We start from the raw sequence: 14922 nt of genomic DNA, 5'->3' as shown, positions 1-14922 counted from the left end.
ATGTTGAGATATACATTAAACCGTTTTAAATGGGCGATTATTACTTTATGGGCTGTTATTACATTAACGTTCATCATAATGCATACGATTCCGGGAAATCCATTTGCAAAAGAAGGAGCCATGCCTCCTGCTGTTTATGAAAACCTTCAAGTCCACTATGGATTGGACAAGCCGTTGTTGACCCAATATGGGAATTATTTATTGGAAGTCGTTCAATTTGATTTTGGTCCTTCATTGAAATCCTCATCCATTTCCGTGAATGATTACATTTTGAAGGGGTTTCCGGTGTCCTTGCACTTAGGGGCACAAGCTTTGGTGATTGCCATCTTCTTTGGGCTCATTTTGGGTGTCGTGGCATCACTGAAAAGAAATAAATGGCCCGACTATTTATCAATGATCATTGCCATCGTAGGGATTTCCGTTCCTAACTTTATCCTGGCGACTATTTTAATCAATTATTTTGCGATTAAATGGAATATATTCCCTGTTGCTACATGGGCGACATGGCAGCATACCATTTTACCATCCATTGCCCTTTCCATGATGCCGCTTGCTTTCATCGCGAGACTGATGCGGACAAGCATGCTTGAAGTAATGGGGCAGGATTACATTTTGACAGCAAAAGCCAAAGGATTGAAACGGAGCGGTGTCATAATCAAACATGCGATTCGGAATGCGTTATTGCCGATTATCACGGTTCTGGGCATCCTTACGGCTAATATCGTGACAGGAAGCTTCATCATTGAACGTATTTTTGGTATTCCTGGCATGGGAGATATGTTCGTAAAGGGAATATCCAACAGGGACTACCCGGTGATTCTTGGTTCCACAATTGTGTATAGTGCGGTGCTTATCCTATTGATATTCATCGTTGATATAGCCTATACGTTGATTGATCCTAGAATTAAAGTGACGGGGGAGAAGAAATAATGGCAGATAAAGTGCATTTAACCGAAGATATGTTCCAACCCGCCGAAGGCAACTTTAAGGAAGCTGAAAAAATAGCAAGACCTACAGTTTCATATTGGTCTGACGTCTGGCGTCGATTTAAAGAAAATAAGCTGGCCATGACTGGATTTATTCTTATAATCCTCTTGGTCTTGATGGCGATTTTTGGTCCGTATATTAACGGATATACTTATTATGGACAAGATTTCGAGAAAAAGAATCTTAGCCCAAATAGCGAGCATTGGTTTGGAACGGATTCATCAGGAAGGGATCTATTTACGCGAGCTTGGTATGGTGCGAGGATATCCTTGTTCATTGGATTGATGGCCGCGCTGATCGACTTTTTAATTGGTGTCCTTTATGGCGGGATTTCAGCCATTCGCGGTGGACGCACGGATAATATCATGATGCGTTTCGCTGAGGTGATCTATGCGATTCCCTACCTATTGATGGTTATCTTAATGATGGTCGTATTAAAACCTGGTATTCTGCCAATCATCATTGCAATGTCGATTACGGGGTGGATTCCAATGGCGCGACTGGTACGGGGACAGGTGTTACAACTGAAAGAGAATGAATATATCCATGCTGCAACCATCTCTGGAGCCAATACGAGCTGGACTTTAAGAAAACACATGATTCCAAATACAATGGGACCGATCCTTGTCAATTTAACGTTGACTGTACCTACTGCTATTTTTGCTGAAGCGACACTTAGCTTTTTGGGTCTGGGAGTTCCGGCACCTCAGGCAAGCTGGGGAACATTGACAAGTGATGCACTGGGAAGCATTCTGGTAGGGAATTTCTATCAACTTTTAATCCCGGCAATATTGATTTCCTTAACCATGTTCGCGTTCAATGTGGCTGGTGACGGATTGCAGGATGCCTTAGATCCAAAACTAAGGAAATAAATGAGTCCTAACATAATGATGTGATATTACTAGAATAGGAGGGACGATGATGGAGAACCTATTAGAAGTCAACGATTTACAAATCACCTTCCATACTTATGCAGGAAAAGTGCAAGCGGTTCGCGGTGTGAATTTTGACGTAAAAAAAGGGGAAGCCGTTGCGATTGTTGGGGAGTCCGGATGCGGCAAAAGTGTTACAGCGAAATCTATCATGAGATTATTGGAAACACCCCCAGCAGAGTATGGAAAAGGGTCGATAAACTTTGGCGGTAAAGACCTTCTTAAAATGAGTGAAAAGGAAATGCAGAGGATTCGCGGAAATGAAATCAGCATGATTTTCCAGGATCCGATGACTTCGCTCAATCCAACGACAAAAATCGGCAGCCAGATCATGGAAGGCATTTTAAAGCATAATAAAAACATGTCCCGAAATGATGCATACGAACGGGCGTTGGAAACACTGAAACTGGTAGGTATTCCACAGCCGGAAAAAAGGATGCAGCAATATCCGCATGAGTTTTCAGGTGGTATGCGCCAAAGGGCAATGATAGCGATGGCCCTTGCTTGCGAACCGAAATTACTGATTGCCGATGAACCTACAACTGCATTGGATGTAACGATACAAGCGCAAATTTTGGAACTGATGAAAGATATCCAACGAAGAATGGATACTTCCATCATTTTAATCACTCATGATTTAGGTGTGGTTGCGGAAACTTGTGAACGGGTAGTCGTCATGTATGCAGGCAAGGTCGTTGAGACGGGTACGGTAGAGGCTATATTTTCAAACCCGCAGCATCCATATACAAAAGGTCTGCTTAAAACGGTGCCAAGGCTGGATATGGAAAAAACGGCTCCGTTGGTTCCGATTATCGGATCGCCACCGGATTTATTGGATCCGCCAAAAGGATGCCCATTTTACCCAAGATGTGAATCAGCAATGAAAGTGTGCAAAGACCATGATCCGGAGCTTGAAGTAGTGGAAGAAGGTCAGACAGCCGCATGCTGGCTGCACCACCCGATGGCCAAGGCAGCACAGGTACAAGCACCGACCAATGTATAAAGGAGGAGAACCAATGGTTTCACTGAAAAATAAGGCCGTAAAAGAAAAGACAGACAACGAAAATTCTCCTCTTGTTGAAATAAAGAATCTGAAGAAGCATTTTCCTATCGGTTCTCAATCGCTGAAAGCGGTGGATGGTTTGGATCTCAAAATCTATCCAGGGGAAACTGTCGGTCTTGTAGGGGAAAGTGGTTGCGGTAAGTCGACTGCAGGTCGTACAATCACTCGGCTTTATGAACCGACAGATGGAGAAGTTCTTTTTCAGGGGAAAAATATTTTCGATTACAAACCTGGGGAAATGTCACATATCCGCCGTGAAATACAAATGATTTTCCAAGATCCCTATGCATCCTTGAACCCAAGGATGAAGGTAGAGGAATTGATTGGGGAGCCACTTGCCATTCATGGGATATCAAAAGGTAAAGAGCGAAGAAAACGGGTGGAAGACTTGTTAAAGCTGGTTGGTTTAAGTCCGGAACATATCACTCGTTTTCCCCATGAATTCAGTGGTGGACAACGCCAGCGTATTGGAATCGCAAGGGCTTTGGCTTTAAATCCTAAATTCATCGTTTGTGATGAACCAATTTCTGCCTTGGACGTTTCGATACAGGCTCAAGTGGTAAACTTATTAAAAGAGCTTCAAAAAGAAATGGGATTGACTTATTTATTCATCGCGCATGATTTATCAATGGTCAAGTATATTTCAGATCGCATTTTAGTCATGTACCTTGGAAGAATGATGGAACTTTCGGATAGTGATTCATTAACGAAAGATCCGCTTCACCCTTACACACAGGCCTTGCTTTCAGCAGTGCCGATACCAGACCCGACTATTAAACGGGAAAGAATCGTACTTAAAGGCGATGTACCAAGTCCCATCAATCCGCCGAGCGGCTGTGTATTCCGAACTCGCTGCCCTAAAGCGATGGAGATATGCTCCAGTGCTGTACCTGAATGGAAAGAACAAAAACCAGGGCATTTCGTTGCTTGTCATTTATATTGGTAAACAAAAAACCAGTTGCATTTGCAACTGGTCTTTTTTACACATTCACGTTAAATATTCTTGGAATCGGAGCAGTTATCCAGCAGAATTAAATTATTTATCAGTATGTTAAAATAAATTACTAGGAATCTGAAAATAAAACATATAATATGTAATTATATGTAAAAATTAACTAATGTAGAATTTTTTCAATTTGTGAGAGAAGGAGGGACTGTTATTGTATTCCACGATAACTAGTGAAATCGTCGACCGTGTCATGATTGTTACTCTTAATCGTCCTGAGAAAATGAATGCTTTCAATGAAAAGATGTGTGAGGAGATGATTCACGCTTTTAATGAAGCGGATGAAAATGATGACGTACGAGCCGTTATTTTAACTGGCGCTGGGGATGCTTTTTGTGCTGGAATGGATTTGGAAAAAGGTGCAGAAACCTTTATGGATCACACTCCATTGGTTGAATATCGCGATGCAGGGGGAATGTTGTCATTACGGATTTTTGAGATGAAGAAACCTATGATAGCGGCCATTAATGGAGCGGCAGTCGGGATAGGGATAACTATGACTTTACCCATGGACATTAGAATCGCCTCATCAAATGCAAAAATGGGTTTTGTATTTGCGAGGCGGGGGATAACGATGGAGGCATGCAGCGGCTGGTTCTTACCTAGGCTTGTCGGAATGGGTAAAGCTTCCGAATGGATTTTTACCGGCAGGATGATTTCGGCCAGTGAAGCATATGAGGGAAGGTTGGTAAACAAGATCGTCGAGCCAGACGAATTGATGTCGGCTGCAATGGAAATTGCAACAGACATTGCGGAAAATACATCTTCCGTCTCTGTGACGCTATCACGGCAGTTAATGTGGACGATGCTCGGTGCAAACCATCCTGTTGAATCACATAAAATAGAATCGAAAATGATTCATTGGACCGGAAAACAAGCGGATGCACTAGAAGGGATTGAAGCTTTCCTCGAAAAAAGGAAAGCCGAATTCAAAATGAAAAGCAGCACGGATATGCCACCGTTTTATCCATGGGGAACAGATCGAACTTATGAAGTGGAAAAGAAATGAATGAGGTAATATCAGGGAATCCAGGGCATCGAAAGTGCTTGATAATTTTTACTTTTCGGATAAATTAGGGTTTCCATTCCTAGTGTGTTATACTGAGTTTACCATTTACTAAACTTGTTTCATGTTCCCTATTCCATGTGAATAGGGTTTTTTTATGATTGCTTTTTCAATCAAAAAAAACAGACCCTACAAGTAGGATCTGCTATATATTGTATTTAAAATTACGCTTTTTGAACGTTAGTAGCTTGGGGTCCACGTTGACCTTGCTCAACTTCAAAAGTAACTTCTTGACCTTCGTCTAATGATTTGAATCCTTCGCTTTGGATAGCTGAGAAATGTACGAATACATCGTCTCCGTTTTCGCGTTCGATGAAGCCAAATCCTTTTTCTGCGTTAAACCATTTTACTTTACCTTGTTCCATTGTTGTTGCCTCCTAGTGTGAATCCACACATTGTGTTACTACCCTTGCTCAATCATTAGACGAAAAGTTTTTCACTTATCAATCTTCCCGAACAAAAATAATTCTTTTTAAATATAACAGATTATGTCGGAATCTGCAAGCTAACAAAGGAAGATTATTTAAGTACACAGACATTGAACAATTTTGGATACCTTTTTTTGTAATCAAGCAAAGTTGTTGAATGTTCCCCATTTAGATAGTTCATTAAATTAGGCATCAAATATCCTGAATAAGCCTTTGGTCGTAAAATTCCGTATTTCCGGGTGTGTGCAGCGTGATGATTACATTGTTGAGCCTCCATAATGGACTAACCTCAGGAAGTGGCTCACATCAAGTCCAGCACCCGCAATAACTTTGGCCATTTGCGCGTGAACCAATTCGTTTTGAATGATAGGATTACCCATTCCTATTAATGAAAAAAGCGGTGAGCTTCATTAACTTGAATTCTTTTTTCCCGAACATATTCCGTGTTTCTGGGGTCAATGGTAATGTCACGACAATCATTTCCGCTTTATAGCCTGCGATCACTGCTGCATCGGTTATATGATCCTTCCATATTTCCGGAAAAGAACTCATTCAAATTTTTGCTTATCATGAATTATCTCCCCCTGGATCATCTTTTCTGAATTTTGCGTAAGTTTCGATAATATTTCCATCGGGAAAGCGATTGCTTAACAATCTTGCTATAATACTATTAATCAATGGAATGGGGTGTATTCATGAACGTGAAAGATATATATGGACAGCTGCCTACTATGGAATCAAAACGCTTGGTTATGAGGAAAGTCACCATGAATGATGCCGAAGACATGTACGCTTATGCATCCAAAAGTGAAGTTTCCCGTTTCGTGACATGGGATGCTCATCGTTCCCTAAGTGATACAAAAGATTTTATCCGATTTATCCTACAAAATTATGAGGATAAGAAAATTGCTCCATGGGGCATAGAACACAAGGAAAGTGGTAAGTTGATTGGTACTATTGATTTTGTTTCATGGCAGGTTGATCATCATAGTGCAGAAATCGGGTATGTGCTTGCACCCGAATATTGGGGGAGTGGCTTAATGACGGAGGCAACCCAAAAGATAATCGCCTTTGGCTTCGAAAATATGAACCTAGTTCGAATACAGGCACGGTGTTTCGTTGAAAATTTGGGTTCAGAGCGAGTCATGCAAAAAGCTGGTATGTCTTTTGAGGGAATCATAAGAAAAGGAATGTTTGTTAAGGGAAAGCATCAAGACATAAAGCTATATTCCATTATAAAATGATGGCTGTGAAGTTTGCTTATTAAAGTTAAGGTAATCAGAAAATAATCATCGGTTTTGAAAGCCTGAATTTCTGTTGAAGATTATATGAATATGGGAAAAGCAAAAACAAACAATATGTGCAAATATTGAATCAAAAACTATACAAAACGTCTAATGTAAAAAGTCGATTCGAAAAATATAATGAAACTATTAAATCGTGTTGAAATGGAGGGTTTATTTAATGGCAGTTATCAATGATGTAGAAACGTTGAAAAATTATATCGGTGGCAAATGGGTGGATTCCACAACTTCGAAACATGAACAAGTGCCTAATCCGGCAACAGGGGAAGCATTGGCAAACGTACCCCTTTCAACAAAGGAAGATGTAAACCAGGCGGTGCAGGTTGCTAAAGAGGCTTATAAAGAGTGGAAAAAGGTGGCCGTTCCAAAAAGAGCCCGCTTCTTATTCCGTTACCAGCAATTATTGATAGAACATTGGGATGAGCTTGCAAAGCTGGTCACTATCGAAAACGGAAAAAGTTATACAGAAGCATATGGTGAGGTTCAGCGTGGGATTGAATGCGTGGAGTTCGCAGCAGGTGCGCCTACCTTGATGATGGGCAGTCAGCTACCGGATATTTCACCAGGCATTGAATCTGGCATGTATCGTTATCCAATGGGTGTCGTTGCCGGGATTACGCCGTTTAATTTCCCGATGATGGTACCATGTTGGATGTTCCCGCTGGCAATTGCTTGTGGAAATACGTTTATCTTAAAACCTTCAGAACGGACACCGCTCTTAGCCAACCGTCTTGTGGAGTTATTGACAGAAGCCGGTGTTCCGGATGGTGTTGTCAATATCGTCCATGGTGCCCACGATGTCGTGAATGGGATTTTGGAACATGAAGACATTAAAGCGGTATCATTTGTGGGATCCCAGCCTGTCGCAGAGTATGTATACAAAACGGCAGCTGCAAATAAAAAACGTGTCCAGGCTTTATCAGGTGCGAAAAATCATTCAATCGTCATGCCTGATGCAGACTTGGATAATGCGGTAACGAACATAACGAATGCCGCTTTCGGATCTGCAGGAGAGCGCTGCATGGCTGCGTCAGTGGTTGTAGCGGTGGGAGAAGTTGGAGATTCGCTCGTTGAGAGATTAAAGGCTGCAGCGGATAAAATCAAGATTGGAAATGGAATGGATAAGGACGTTTTCCTGGGACCAGTGATCCGTGATACTCATAAAAAGAGAACTGAACAATATATTGAAATCGGGGAAAAAGAAGGAGCTGTCCTCCTTCGTGATGGCAGGAATGAAGGCGATCAGGAAAATGGCTATTACGTTGGACCGACTTTATTTGATCATGTGAAAACAAATATGAAAATATGGAAGGATGAAATTTTTGCCCCTGTCTTATCCATAGTACGGGTTAATACCCTTGAAGAAGCAATCGAATTGACCAATCAATCCGAATTTGCCAATGGTGCCTGCCTCTATACGGATAGTGCAAAAGCCATCCGGGAATTTCGCGAAGAAATTGATGCAGGGATGCTTGGTATTAACCTTGGGGTACCCGCGCCAATGGCATTCTTTCCATTTTCCGGCTATAAAAGTTCATTTTATGGAGACCTTCATGCCAATGGGAAAGACGGCGTTGAATTTTACACTAGAAAGAAAATGTTAACGGCAAGATACTGATAGGAAAGTAGGGGTCGACACAAATTGTGGTCGGCCTTCATTTATAAATTATTTTAGGAGGGGTGTAGCTTATGCAAGTTGAAAAACAAGGTCAGGATCTTAAAGCGATGGATGCTAAATATGTATGGCATCATATGAAAGGGGCTGAATCCAGCCCTGGAGCAATGGTGATCAAAAACGGGCAAGGAGCATGGATAACGGATGTTGATGGGAATCGTTTCCTGGATGGGATGTCAGGTTTATGGTGTGTAAACGTTGGGTATGGCCGCACGGAACTGGCTGAAGCGGCTTATGAGCAGCTGAAGGAACTTCCTTATGCCCCTTTAACGAATAGCCACATCCCGGCCATTAAGCTAGCAGAGAAATTAAATGAATGGCTTGGTGGGGATTATGTGATTTTCTTCTCTAACAGCGGTTCAGAAGCGAATGAAACTGCTTTTAAAATTGCTCGGCAGTATCATCAGCAAAAAGGTGAACATGGACGTTATAAATTCATTTCCCGTTATCGTGGCTATCATGGTAATTCAATGGGCGCCCTGTCAGCCACCGGGCAGGCACAGCGAAAATATAAATATGAACCACTCGCCCCAGGATTTCTTCATGTATCACCGCCAGATTCCTACCGAAATCAAGAGGATGAAAGCGGTGAAAAAAGTGCAGCGGAAATTGAACGGACCATTACATGGGAGTTGAGCGAAACGGTGGCTGCGGTCATCATGGAACCAATCATCACTGGGGGCGGAATATTGATGCCGCCTGATGGATATATGAAACGTGTCAAGGAAATTTGTGAGAAAAATGGTGTCCTTCTCATTTCGGATGAGGTCATTTGCGGGTTTGGACGTACTGGTAAGAAGTTCGGATTTATGAACTATGATGTAAAACCAGACATTGTAACAATGGCTAAAGGAATCACGAGCGCTTACCTGCCATTATCCGCTACGGCAGTCAAACGTGAAATTTATGAAGCGTATATTGGCTCGGACGTTTATGACCGCTTTCGACATGTCAATACATTTGGCGGCAATCCGGCTGCCTGTGCCCTTGCTTTGAAGAATATGGAAATATATGAAAATGAAAAACTTATAGAACGGTCTAAGGAGTTGGGTCTACGCTTTCTGCAAGAGTTTGAAGAAATCAAATCTCATCCCAATGTTGGGGATGTACGTGGGAAAGGTTTGTTGGTAGGCATTGAGCTAGTGGAAGATAAACTGACAAAGCAGCCGATTGAACTTTCCAAAATCAATAAAGTAATTGCATCATGTAAAGAAAAGGGTCTGATCATAGGTAAAAATGGTGATACAGTAGCAGGTTACAATAATGTCCTGACCCTTGCTCCCCCACTTAGTATAACTGAAGAGGATTTTTCATTCATCATAACGACTGTAAAGCGAACGCTAGCTGAGCTATGAAAATAAGGTGATGGCAAAAAACTGAAAATTCAGCATTTGTTCAAGTTTCTGTATGTACTTGATGATACCGGTTTTTTATTTAGGCTCTTTTCGTAAAGATTGTTATTTTTAAAACAAAACGATTTAAGGTTGATTGAAGCGCAAGTGCGAGACTCCTGCGGGAGCAGCGGGACAGGTGAGATCCCACAGGCGTTTACGCCGAGGAGGCTCACCGTCCGCCCCGCGGAAAGCGAGCATCTGGAGGGGAAATCAACCACACCGCTTTACTTGGTAAATAGCAGCAAAGTATGCGAAAATAGCCTTTATTTAAGAAAGATCGCATCGATACTTTGCTTTTTAAACGAGACTGCTGCGTTTAATTTTAGCACCGTTCAGAAATTTGAACGGTGCTTTTGGCAATGATTTAGGAAGAATAAGCGGAAAAGAATTATATTGCGAACTTAGGGGACATTTTGGAATCGTTTTCCTTGCTTAGTTATAGCGGATGCTCGAAAATGGAATGATAAGGAGTGGCAGAAAATCAATACTATCAGGCAGAAGAGGTGAGGGACATGAATAATGAAGATATAACAAAAAAACTGACATTACATATCCCTGAAATTTTAGGGAGTGGAAATTTTTCTAAGTATGCTGTATTGGTACCGCTTATAGAGAAAGAAGATGGAATTCATGTTCTTTTCGAAGAGCGTTCACACAAACTGAGAAGGCAGCCGGGGGATATATGTTTTCCGGGCGGGAAAATAGACAAGCTGGACAATGATGAACAGGCGGCTGCCCTAAGGGAAACATATGAGGAACTTAATTTGAGAAAAGAAGATATCGAAAATGTCTTTCCGATCGATTATTTGGTATCACCATTTGGGATGATTGTCTATCCATATGCAGGATTTGTTCGTAACCATCAACGGATAATACCTAATCCAGCTGAGGTAGAAACCGTTTTTACGGTCCCACTATCCTTTTTCATGGAAAAACCGCCAGAGATTTATCATGTCAAATATAAGGTGGAACCGCATGACAACTTCCCTCATGATTTAGTAGTTGGCGGGGAGAATTATAAATGGCAGCCAAAACAGATGGAAGAATATTTTTACATATATAATGAACGGGTAATCTGGGGAATGACGGCGAAAATCCTTACCCATTTTATTGAAATTTTTCGTTAGACCCTTCTAAAGCACCTTTTTTTCTCGAATGATTTCTATTAAACTTAAATTATGGTAAAAGATAGGTTTTAATAGAAGCGGGGGGATGAGTGGATGAAATATAGTTTCGAAGTACTTGAAAAAGAACGGGAAATGGCAATGGCTGCACTTGTGAACTTCAATGAAAACCGTGAATACTATGATGAAACCAAGGATCAGGAACTTAAGCTGGCATACTATAAAGATGGTTCATTGGACCGTGAAGGATTGAAGGACCTACTTGTGGCAACCCATAAAAACCAGCTGAACTACTCACCACATCGTCATGTTTACCCTTGGGTGGATTTACAGGAAAATGGCCAGTTGAAAAGCCTGTATTCAGGTAAAGGGATGGACCCTGTACGAGTAATTGAGGAAGATATCCGTATACTGGAAGTGGTGTCAAGAGGTATGGAATCAACAAATACGGAGAACATTCTCGTTAATTGTGAACATGTCGTACCTCAATCATGGTTCGATAAAAAAGAACCGATGAGGGGGGATTTACATCATCTGTTCGCCTGTGAACCAACATGTAACAGTAGCCGGAGTAACTATCCATACCATGATTTTAAGGATTATATCCCTGAAAAATCGGCTGCCGGTATAAAAGAGGGTTGCGGGAAATCAGAAGAGGGTAAATTCGAACCTGAATACGGAAAAGGCATCGTGGCGAGGGCTACTTTATACTTTTTACTCAGATATGAGGGAATCATCGATAGCGGCAATATTGACCTGGAGCTGCTTTTGGAATGGCATCGGCTTTTTCCGGTCAGCACTTATGAAAAACATAGAAACCAGGCTATACATGAAATGCAGGGTAATCGTAACCCATATATAGATTTTCCCGACATGGCGGAGAAATGGAATTAAAGAAGGATAATAAAAAAGGATTGAAGCTGTGATACAAGCTTCAATCCTTTTTTATTATCGATTATAAGAATTTTACGCAAACAGGGAAGGGTACTTGAACATCTTTTTGCAGTAATGTTAACTTTCCGTCATGTCCATTTCGGGCATATAGGGTCAGGTTCCCTGATTGTTCATTAGAAGCGATCAGGAATTTTCCGCTAGGATCCAATGAAAAATCACGTGGCCAATGTCCTTCAGTAGAAACCAGTTCCACGAATGCCAGTTTACCTGTTTCTTGATTGATTTGATAAACGGCAATACTATCATGTCCGCGGTTTGCAGCATATATGAAATGCCCGTCATCAGAAATATGAATGGCGCTTCCTTGGTTATTTTCCTTGAAATCTTCCGGGACGGATCGAACCGTTTGTAATTCAGAAAAGCTTCCTGTTTGACTATCGAAGCTCAAAACAATGACTTCTGGTACAAGTTCTGCCATAACATACGCAAATTTTCCGTTTGGGTGGAAGGTCAAGTGCCGTGGTCCGCTGCCGGGGGCAACAGATAAGCTGTGTACTTCTTCCAAAACCCCATTATCTATTTTATAGGTTATTACTTTATCCATTCCGAGGTCTACTACAGCAATGAACCTTTCATCCGGTGTGAACCCGGCGAAGTGAGTGTGGGCTTTTTCCTGACGTTCTTCGTTCGGTCCTTGACCCTCATGCTGAACAGTGGATGATACGGGCAAAGGGGTCGCATCGTCATGAAGCGGATAAGATTCAATCACGCCTTCTCCATAACTGGAAGTGACCAAGACCTGTTTCTTGCTGTCGACACTTATATGGCAGGAAGAGCCATTTGGTGTCAGTTGTTTGCCCAATAAGGTAAGCTCACCTGATTCTTCATTGATCGCATAGGCTGAAACTCCACCGCTGCCCGCTTCTTTCAAAATGGCGTAGAGATTCTTTTTGTCCTGGCTGATGGCGACATAAGTCGGATCGGTTAATTCTGCTGCAAGAACCGGTGTACTGAGTTTTCCTTCTGCTGTATCTAAAGTGAATCGGTAAATACCTTTGCTGTTTCCTTTCGTGTAAGTGCCTATGTATCCAATTAGGGTTTGATGATCATGTTTTGCCATATTTATCTCCTCCAAGAAAGATTTGTGCTTAATTTTATTTTATCATAGATGATACCCATTATATCCTTTTCCCGATTTAAGTCGAGTTGGAACCTGATTCATATAGAAATTACTGGGCTGAGTAGAAAAAAAACCCCACTAGGGGGTCAAAGTTTATCGACTGGCTTTGATGCTTCGATAGGAATATGCCTAAACTCAGAAACTGAAAATAAACCCTGATCCGTCAGTTTAATTTCAGGGATGACAGGTAACGCCAAGAATGCAAGTGTAAGGAAAGGGTTGAAATGCCTGTTTGCACCCAGTTTCAATAGGGCTCCATCGATTTTTTTCAATGAACGGACAACATCCATATAATTCCACTCGCTCATCAATCCAGCTATCGGAAGGGGAAGGGAAGCGAGTATTTCCCCATTTTGGATTACGGCCAATCCACCCTGCATTTTTTTGATTTCGTTTGCTGCCATAAGCATATCTAGATCATTAGTCCCGGCAATGATCAAATTATGTGAATCATGGGCTACTGTCGTGGCAATTGCGCCTGAATTCAAGCCGAGCCCTTTGACGATTCCTAATCCTACTTGTTTGGTCATGTGATGCCGTTCAATTACAGCAAGTTTTATATGATCAACATGTTCGGAGAACCGGAATAGCCCATCCTGATTAAGTGTAACCGGTTCAATCGAATGCTTTGTAATCAAGCTGTTTGGAGTTATCTCAATAATATTAGCGAACTTATTTTTAAAAGGTATCGCCAGATCACCTTCCGTAATTTCATGAAATTGAACGGAGTGCTTCAACCCGTCGTCAATGACCTGTTCCTTTTCAGGTGGAAAGTTAAGTAAACGATTATTTTGAACGATAAGCTTTCCCTCTTTAAAGACCGAGTGGATGATGACTGAATCAAGTTCATCCAATATAAGGAAGTCCGCCTTGTATCCAGGTGCTATGGCACCAGTTTCCTTTAAACCAAAACATTCTGCTGCATTAATGGTCGCCATTTGAATGGCGGTAATTGGCGGGACACCTGTTTTTATGGAAAGTCGAACGTTGTGATCGATACTACCCTCAGATACAATATCGTCAAGGTGGCGGTCATCGGTGACGAAAAGACAACGGCGGGAGTTCTTCTCATTTATTACTGGAATCAGGTTTTTTAAGTCTTTGGCAACAGTGCCTTCCCTGATCATAAGATACATTCCTTTACGCAGTCTTTCTTTTGCTTCTTCCGCTGTAGTGCATTCATGATCCGTTTTAATGCCTGCGCACATATAAACATCGAGCTGTTGTTCGGATAATCCTGCCGCATGGCCATCGATGCTTTTGCCTAGTCTATTAGCATCGTATATTTTTTGCAGCATGTCTTCCTCCGTATGTGAAACGGCCGGGAAATTCATGACTTCGGCTAAACCGAGCACTCTGGGGTTTTGATAAAACGGAATTAAATCTTCACTTTTCAAGACAGCACCAGAATGTTCAAACTCCGTAGCAGGTACACAAGAAGGCATCATGAAGTAAAAGTCAAAAGGAAGTTGATCGGATTGATCAATCATATATTTCATGCCCATTTTGCCAGAAACATTGGCAATTTCATGTGGGTCTGCAATGATGCTGGTCACACCATGTAAAAGGAGGATTTTAGCGAGTTCCGAAGGCCTTACCATCGAAGATTCAATATGGACATGGCCATCAATGAATGCAGGGCATACGAATTTTCCTGCTGCATCGATTTCTGAAATACCCTCATAACACCCGATTCCAGCAAAAAAACCATCGACGATAGCAATGTCGCCTGTATAGATATCACCATTGAAAACATCTATGATTTGCCCGTTCTTAATGACGCAATCCGCAGGTGTTCTTCCAGCTGCAACATCTATTCTCCTTTTAAGCAAGTTTTTTTTCATATGCGTAACCCCTTTGGCAAAAATA

At 41.7% G+C, this 14922-nt stretch carries 14 protein-coding genes; 10 read left to right on the top strand and 4 right to left on the bottom strand.

What is annotated here, in order from left to right; all coding sequences use genetic code 11:
* From QNH43_RS14730 to QNH43_RS14710, 5 genes are all read left to right on the top strand, one after another.
* A complete protein-coding gene (locus tag QNH43_RS14730) occupies positions 1 to 930 on the top strand; it encodes an ABC transporter permease (protein WP_034311122.1) in 930 nt (309 codons plus the stop codon).
* Positions 930 to 1859 (top strand): ABC transporter permease, encoded by a 930-nt coding sequence (locus QNH43_RS14725; protein ID WP_076369602.1) that lies wholly within the window; start codon positions 930 to 932, stop codon positions 1857 to 1859. The genes QNH43_RS14730 and QNH43_RS14725 overlap by 1 nt, the downstream gene beginning before the upstream one ends.
* A gap of 49 nt (positions 1860 to 1908) precedes the next feature.
* On the top strand, positions 1909 to 2922 hold the full coding sequence (locus QNH43_RS14720; protein ID WP_283914695.1) for an ABC transporter ATP-binding protein: 1014 nt from the start codon (positions 1909 to 1911) through the stop codon (positions 2920 to 2922).
* 13 nt (positions 2923 to 2935) lie between these two features.
* Complete coding sequence (locus QNH43_RS14715) at positions 2936 to 3928, top strand: ABC transporter ATP-binding protein (protein ID WP_076369598.1); 993 nt, start codon at positions 2936 to 2938, stop codon at positions 3926 to 3928.
* Between the two features lie 214 nt (positions 3929 to 4142).
* Positions 4143 to 4997: a crotonase/enoyl-CoA hydratase family protein gene (locus QNH43_RS14710; protein ID WP_221408330.1), complete on the top strand. Its 855-nt coding sequence runs from the start codon at positions 4143 to 4145 to the stop codon at positions 4995 to 4997.
* A 221-nt stretch (positions 4998 to 5218) separates the two neighbouring features.
* Here the strand turns inward: QNH43_RS14710 and QNH43_RS14705 are convergent, their stop codons facing one another.
* Complete coding sequence (locus tag QNH43_RS14705; protein ID WP_029714163.1) at positions 5219 to 5419, bottom strand: cold-shock protein; 201 nt, start codon at positions 5417 to 5419, stop codon at positions 5219 to 5221.
* A gap of 435 nt (positions 5420 to 5854) precedes the next feature.
* Positions 5855 to 6034, bottom strand: coding sequence for an NAD(P)-dependent oxidoreductase (locus tag QNH43_RS14700; protein WP_283914694.1), 180 nt, complete (start codon positions 6032 to 6034; stop codon positions 5855 to 5857).
* Between the two features lie 143 nt (positions 6035 to 6177).
* Between QNH43_RS14700 and QNH43_RS14695 the strand changes: the two genes are divergently transcribed.
* The 5 genes from QNH43_RS14695 (at position 6178) to QNH43_RS14675 (ending at position 11873) form a co-directional block, all read left to right on the top strand.
* Positions 6178 to 6726, top strand: coding sequence for a GNAT family N-acetyltransferase (locus QNH43_RS14695; RefSeq protein ID WP_283914693.1), 549 nt, complete (start codon positions 6178 to 6180; stop codon positions 6724 to 6726).
* Positions 6727 to 6946: 220 nt separating this feature from the next.
* Positions 6947 to 8404, top strand: a complete 1458-nt coding sequence (locus QNH43_RS14690) for a CoA-acylating methylmalonate-semialdehyde dehydrogenase (protein ID WP_283914692.1) — start codon at positions 6947 to 6949, stop codon at positions 8402 to 8404.
* Positions 8405 to 8475: 71 nt separating this feature from the next.
* Entirely contained in the window at positions 8476 to 9816 is a 1341-nt protein-coding gene (locus QNH43_RS14685) for an aspartate aminotransferase family protein (RefSeq protein WP_283914691.1), read from the top strand.
* A gap of 551 nt (positions 9817 to 10367) precedes the next feature.
* Entirely contained in the window at positions 10368 to 10982 is a 615-nt protein-coding gene (locus QNH43_RS14680; RefSeq protein WP_283914690.1) for an NUDIX hydrolase, read from the top strand.
* 93 nt (positions 10983 to 11075) lie between these two features.
* Positions 11076 to 11873 (top strand): endonuclease I family protein, encoded by a 798-nt coding sequence (locus QNH43_RS14675; RefSeq protein WP_283914689.1) that lies wholly within the window; start codon positions 11076 to 11078, stop codon positions 11871 to 11873.
* A gap of 61 nt (positions 11874 to 11934) precedes the next feature.
* Here the strand turns inward: QNH43_RS14675 and QNH43_RS14670 are convergent, their stop codons facing one another.
* Together QNH43_RS14670 and ade are read right to left on the bottom strand one after the other, a co-directional pair.
* Positions 11935 to 12993, bottom strand: coding sequence for a lactonase family protein (locus QNH43_RS14670; protein ID WP_283914688.1), 1059 nt, complete (start codon positions 12991 to 12993; stop codon positions 11935 to 11937).
* A gap of 146 nt (positions 12994 to 13139) precedes the next feature.
* Positions 13140 to 14897, bottom strand: coding sequence for an adenine deaminase (ade, locus tag QNH43_RS14665; protein WP_283914687.1), 1758 nt, complete (start codon positions 14895 to 14897; stop codon positions 13140 to 13142).
* Positions 14898 to 14922 lie beyond the last annotated feature (25 nt).

Origin of the sequence: Peribacillus simplex, from assembly GCF_030123325.1 — a bacterium.
Classification (GTDB): Bacteria; Bacillota; Bacilli; order Bacillales; family DSM-1321; genus Peribacillus; species Peribacillus simplex_D.
This window is presented reverse-complemented; position numbering and strand designations above follow the sequence as displayed.

What these genes read in the sequence shown, in the direction of transcription:
- QNH43_RS14730 (WP_034311122.1), top strand. Translation starts at nt 1, where the DNA reads ATGTTGAGATATACATTAAACCGTTTTAAATGGGCGATTATTACTTTA.
- QNH43_RS14725 (WP_076369602.1), top strand. Translation starts at nt 930, where the DNA reads ATGGCAGATAAAGTGCATTTAACCGAAGATATGTTCCAACCCGCCGAA.
- QNH43_RS14720 (WP_283914695.1), top strand. Translation starts at nt 1,909, where the DNA reads ATGGAGAACCTATTAGAAGTCAACGATTTACAAATCACCTTCCATACT.
- QNH43_RS14715 (WP_076369598.1), top strand. Translation starts at nt 2,936, where the DNA reads ATGGTTTCACTGAAAAATAAGGCCGTAAAAGAAAAGACAGACAACGAA.
- QNH43_RS14705 (WP_029714163.1), bottom strand. Translation starts at nt 5,419, where the DNA reads ATGGAACAAGGTAAAGTAAAATGGTTTAACGCAGAAAAAGGATTTGGC.
- QNH43_RS14700 (WP_283914694.1), bottom strand. Translation starts at nt 6,034, where the DNA reads ATGAGTTCTTTTCCGGAAATATGGAAGGATCATATAACCGATGCAGCA.
- QNH43_RS14695 (WP_283914693.1), top strand. Translation starts at nt 6,178, where the DNA reads ATGAACGTGAAAGATATATATGGACAGCTGCCTACTATGGAATCAAAA.
- QNH43_RS14690 (WP_283914692.1), top strand. Translation starts at nt 6,947, where the DNA reads ATGGCAGTTATCAATGATGTAGAAACGTTGAAAAATTATATCGGTGGC.
- QNH43_RS14685 (WP_283914691.1), top strand. Translation starts at nt 8,476, where the DNA reads ATGCAAGTTGAAAAACAAGGTCAGGATCTTAAAGCGATGGATGCTAAA.
- QNH43_RS14680 (WP_283914690.1), top strand. Translation starts at nt 10,368, where the DNA reads ATGAATAATGAAGATATAACAAAAAAACTGACATTACATATCCCTGAA.
- QNH43_RS14675 (WP_283914689.1), top strand. Translation starts at nt 11,076, where the DNA reads ATGAAATATAGTTTCGAAGTACTTGAAAAAGAACGGGAAATGGCAATG.
- QNH43_RS14670 (WP_283914688.1), bottom strand. Translation starts at nt 12,993, where the DNA reads ATGGCAAAACATGATCATCAAACCCTAATTGGATACATAGGCACTTAC.
- ade (WP_283914687.1), bottom strand. Translation starts at nt 14,897, where the DNA reads ATGAAAAAAAACTTGCTTAAAAGGAGAATAGATGTTGCAGCTGGAAGA.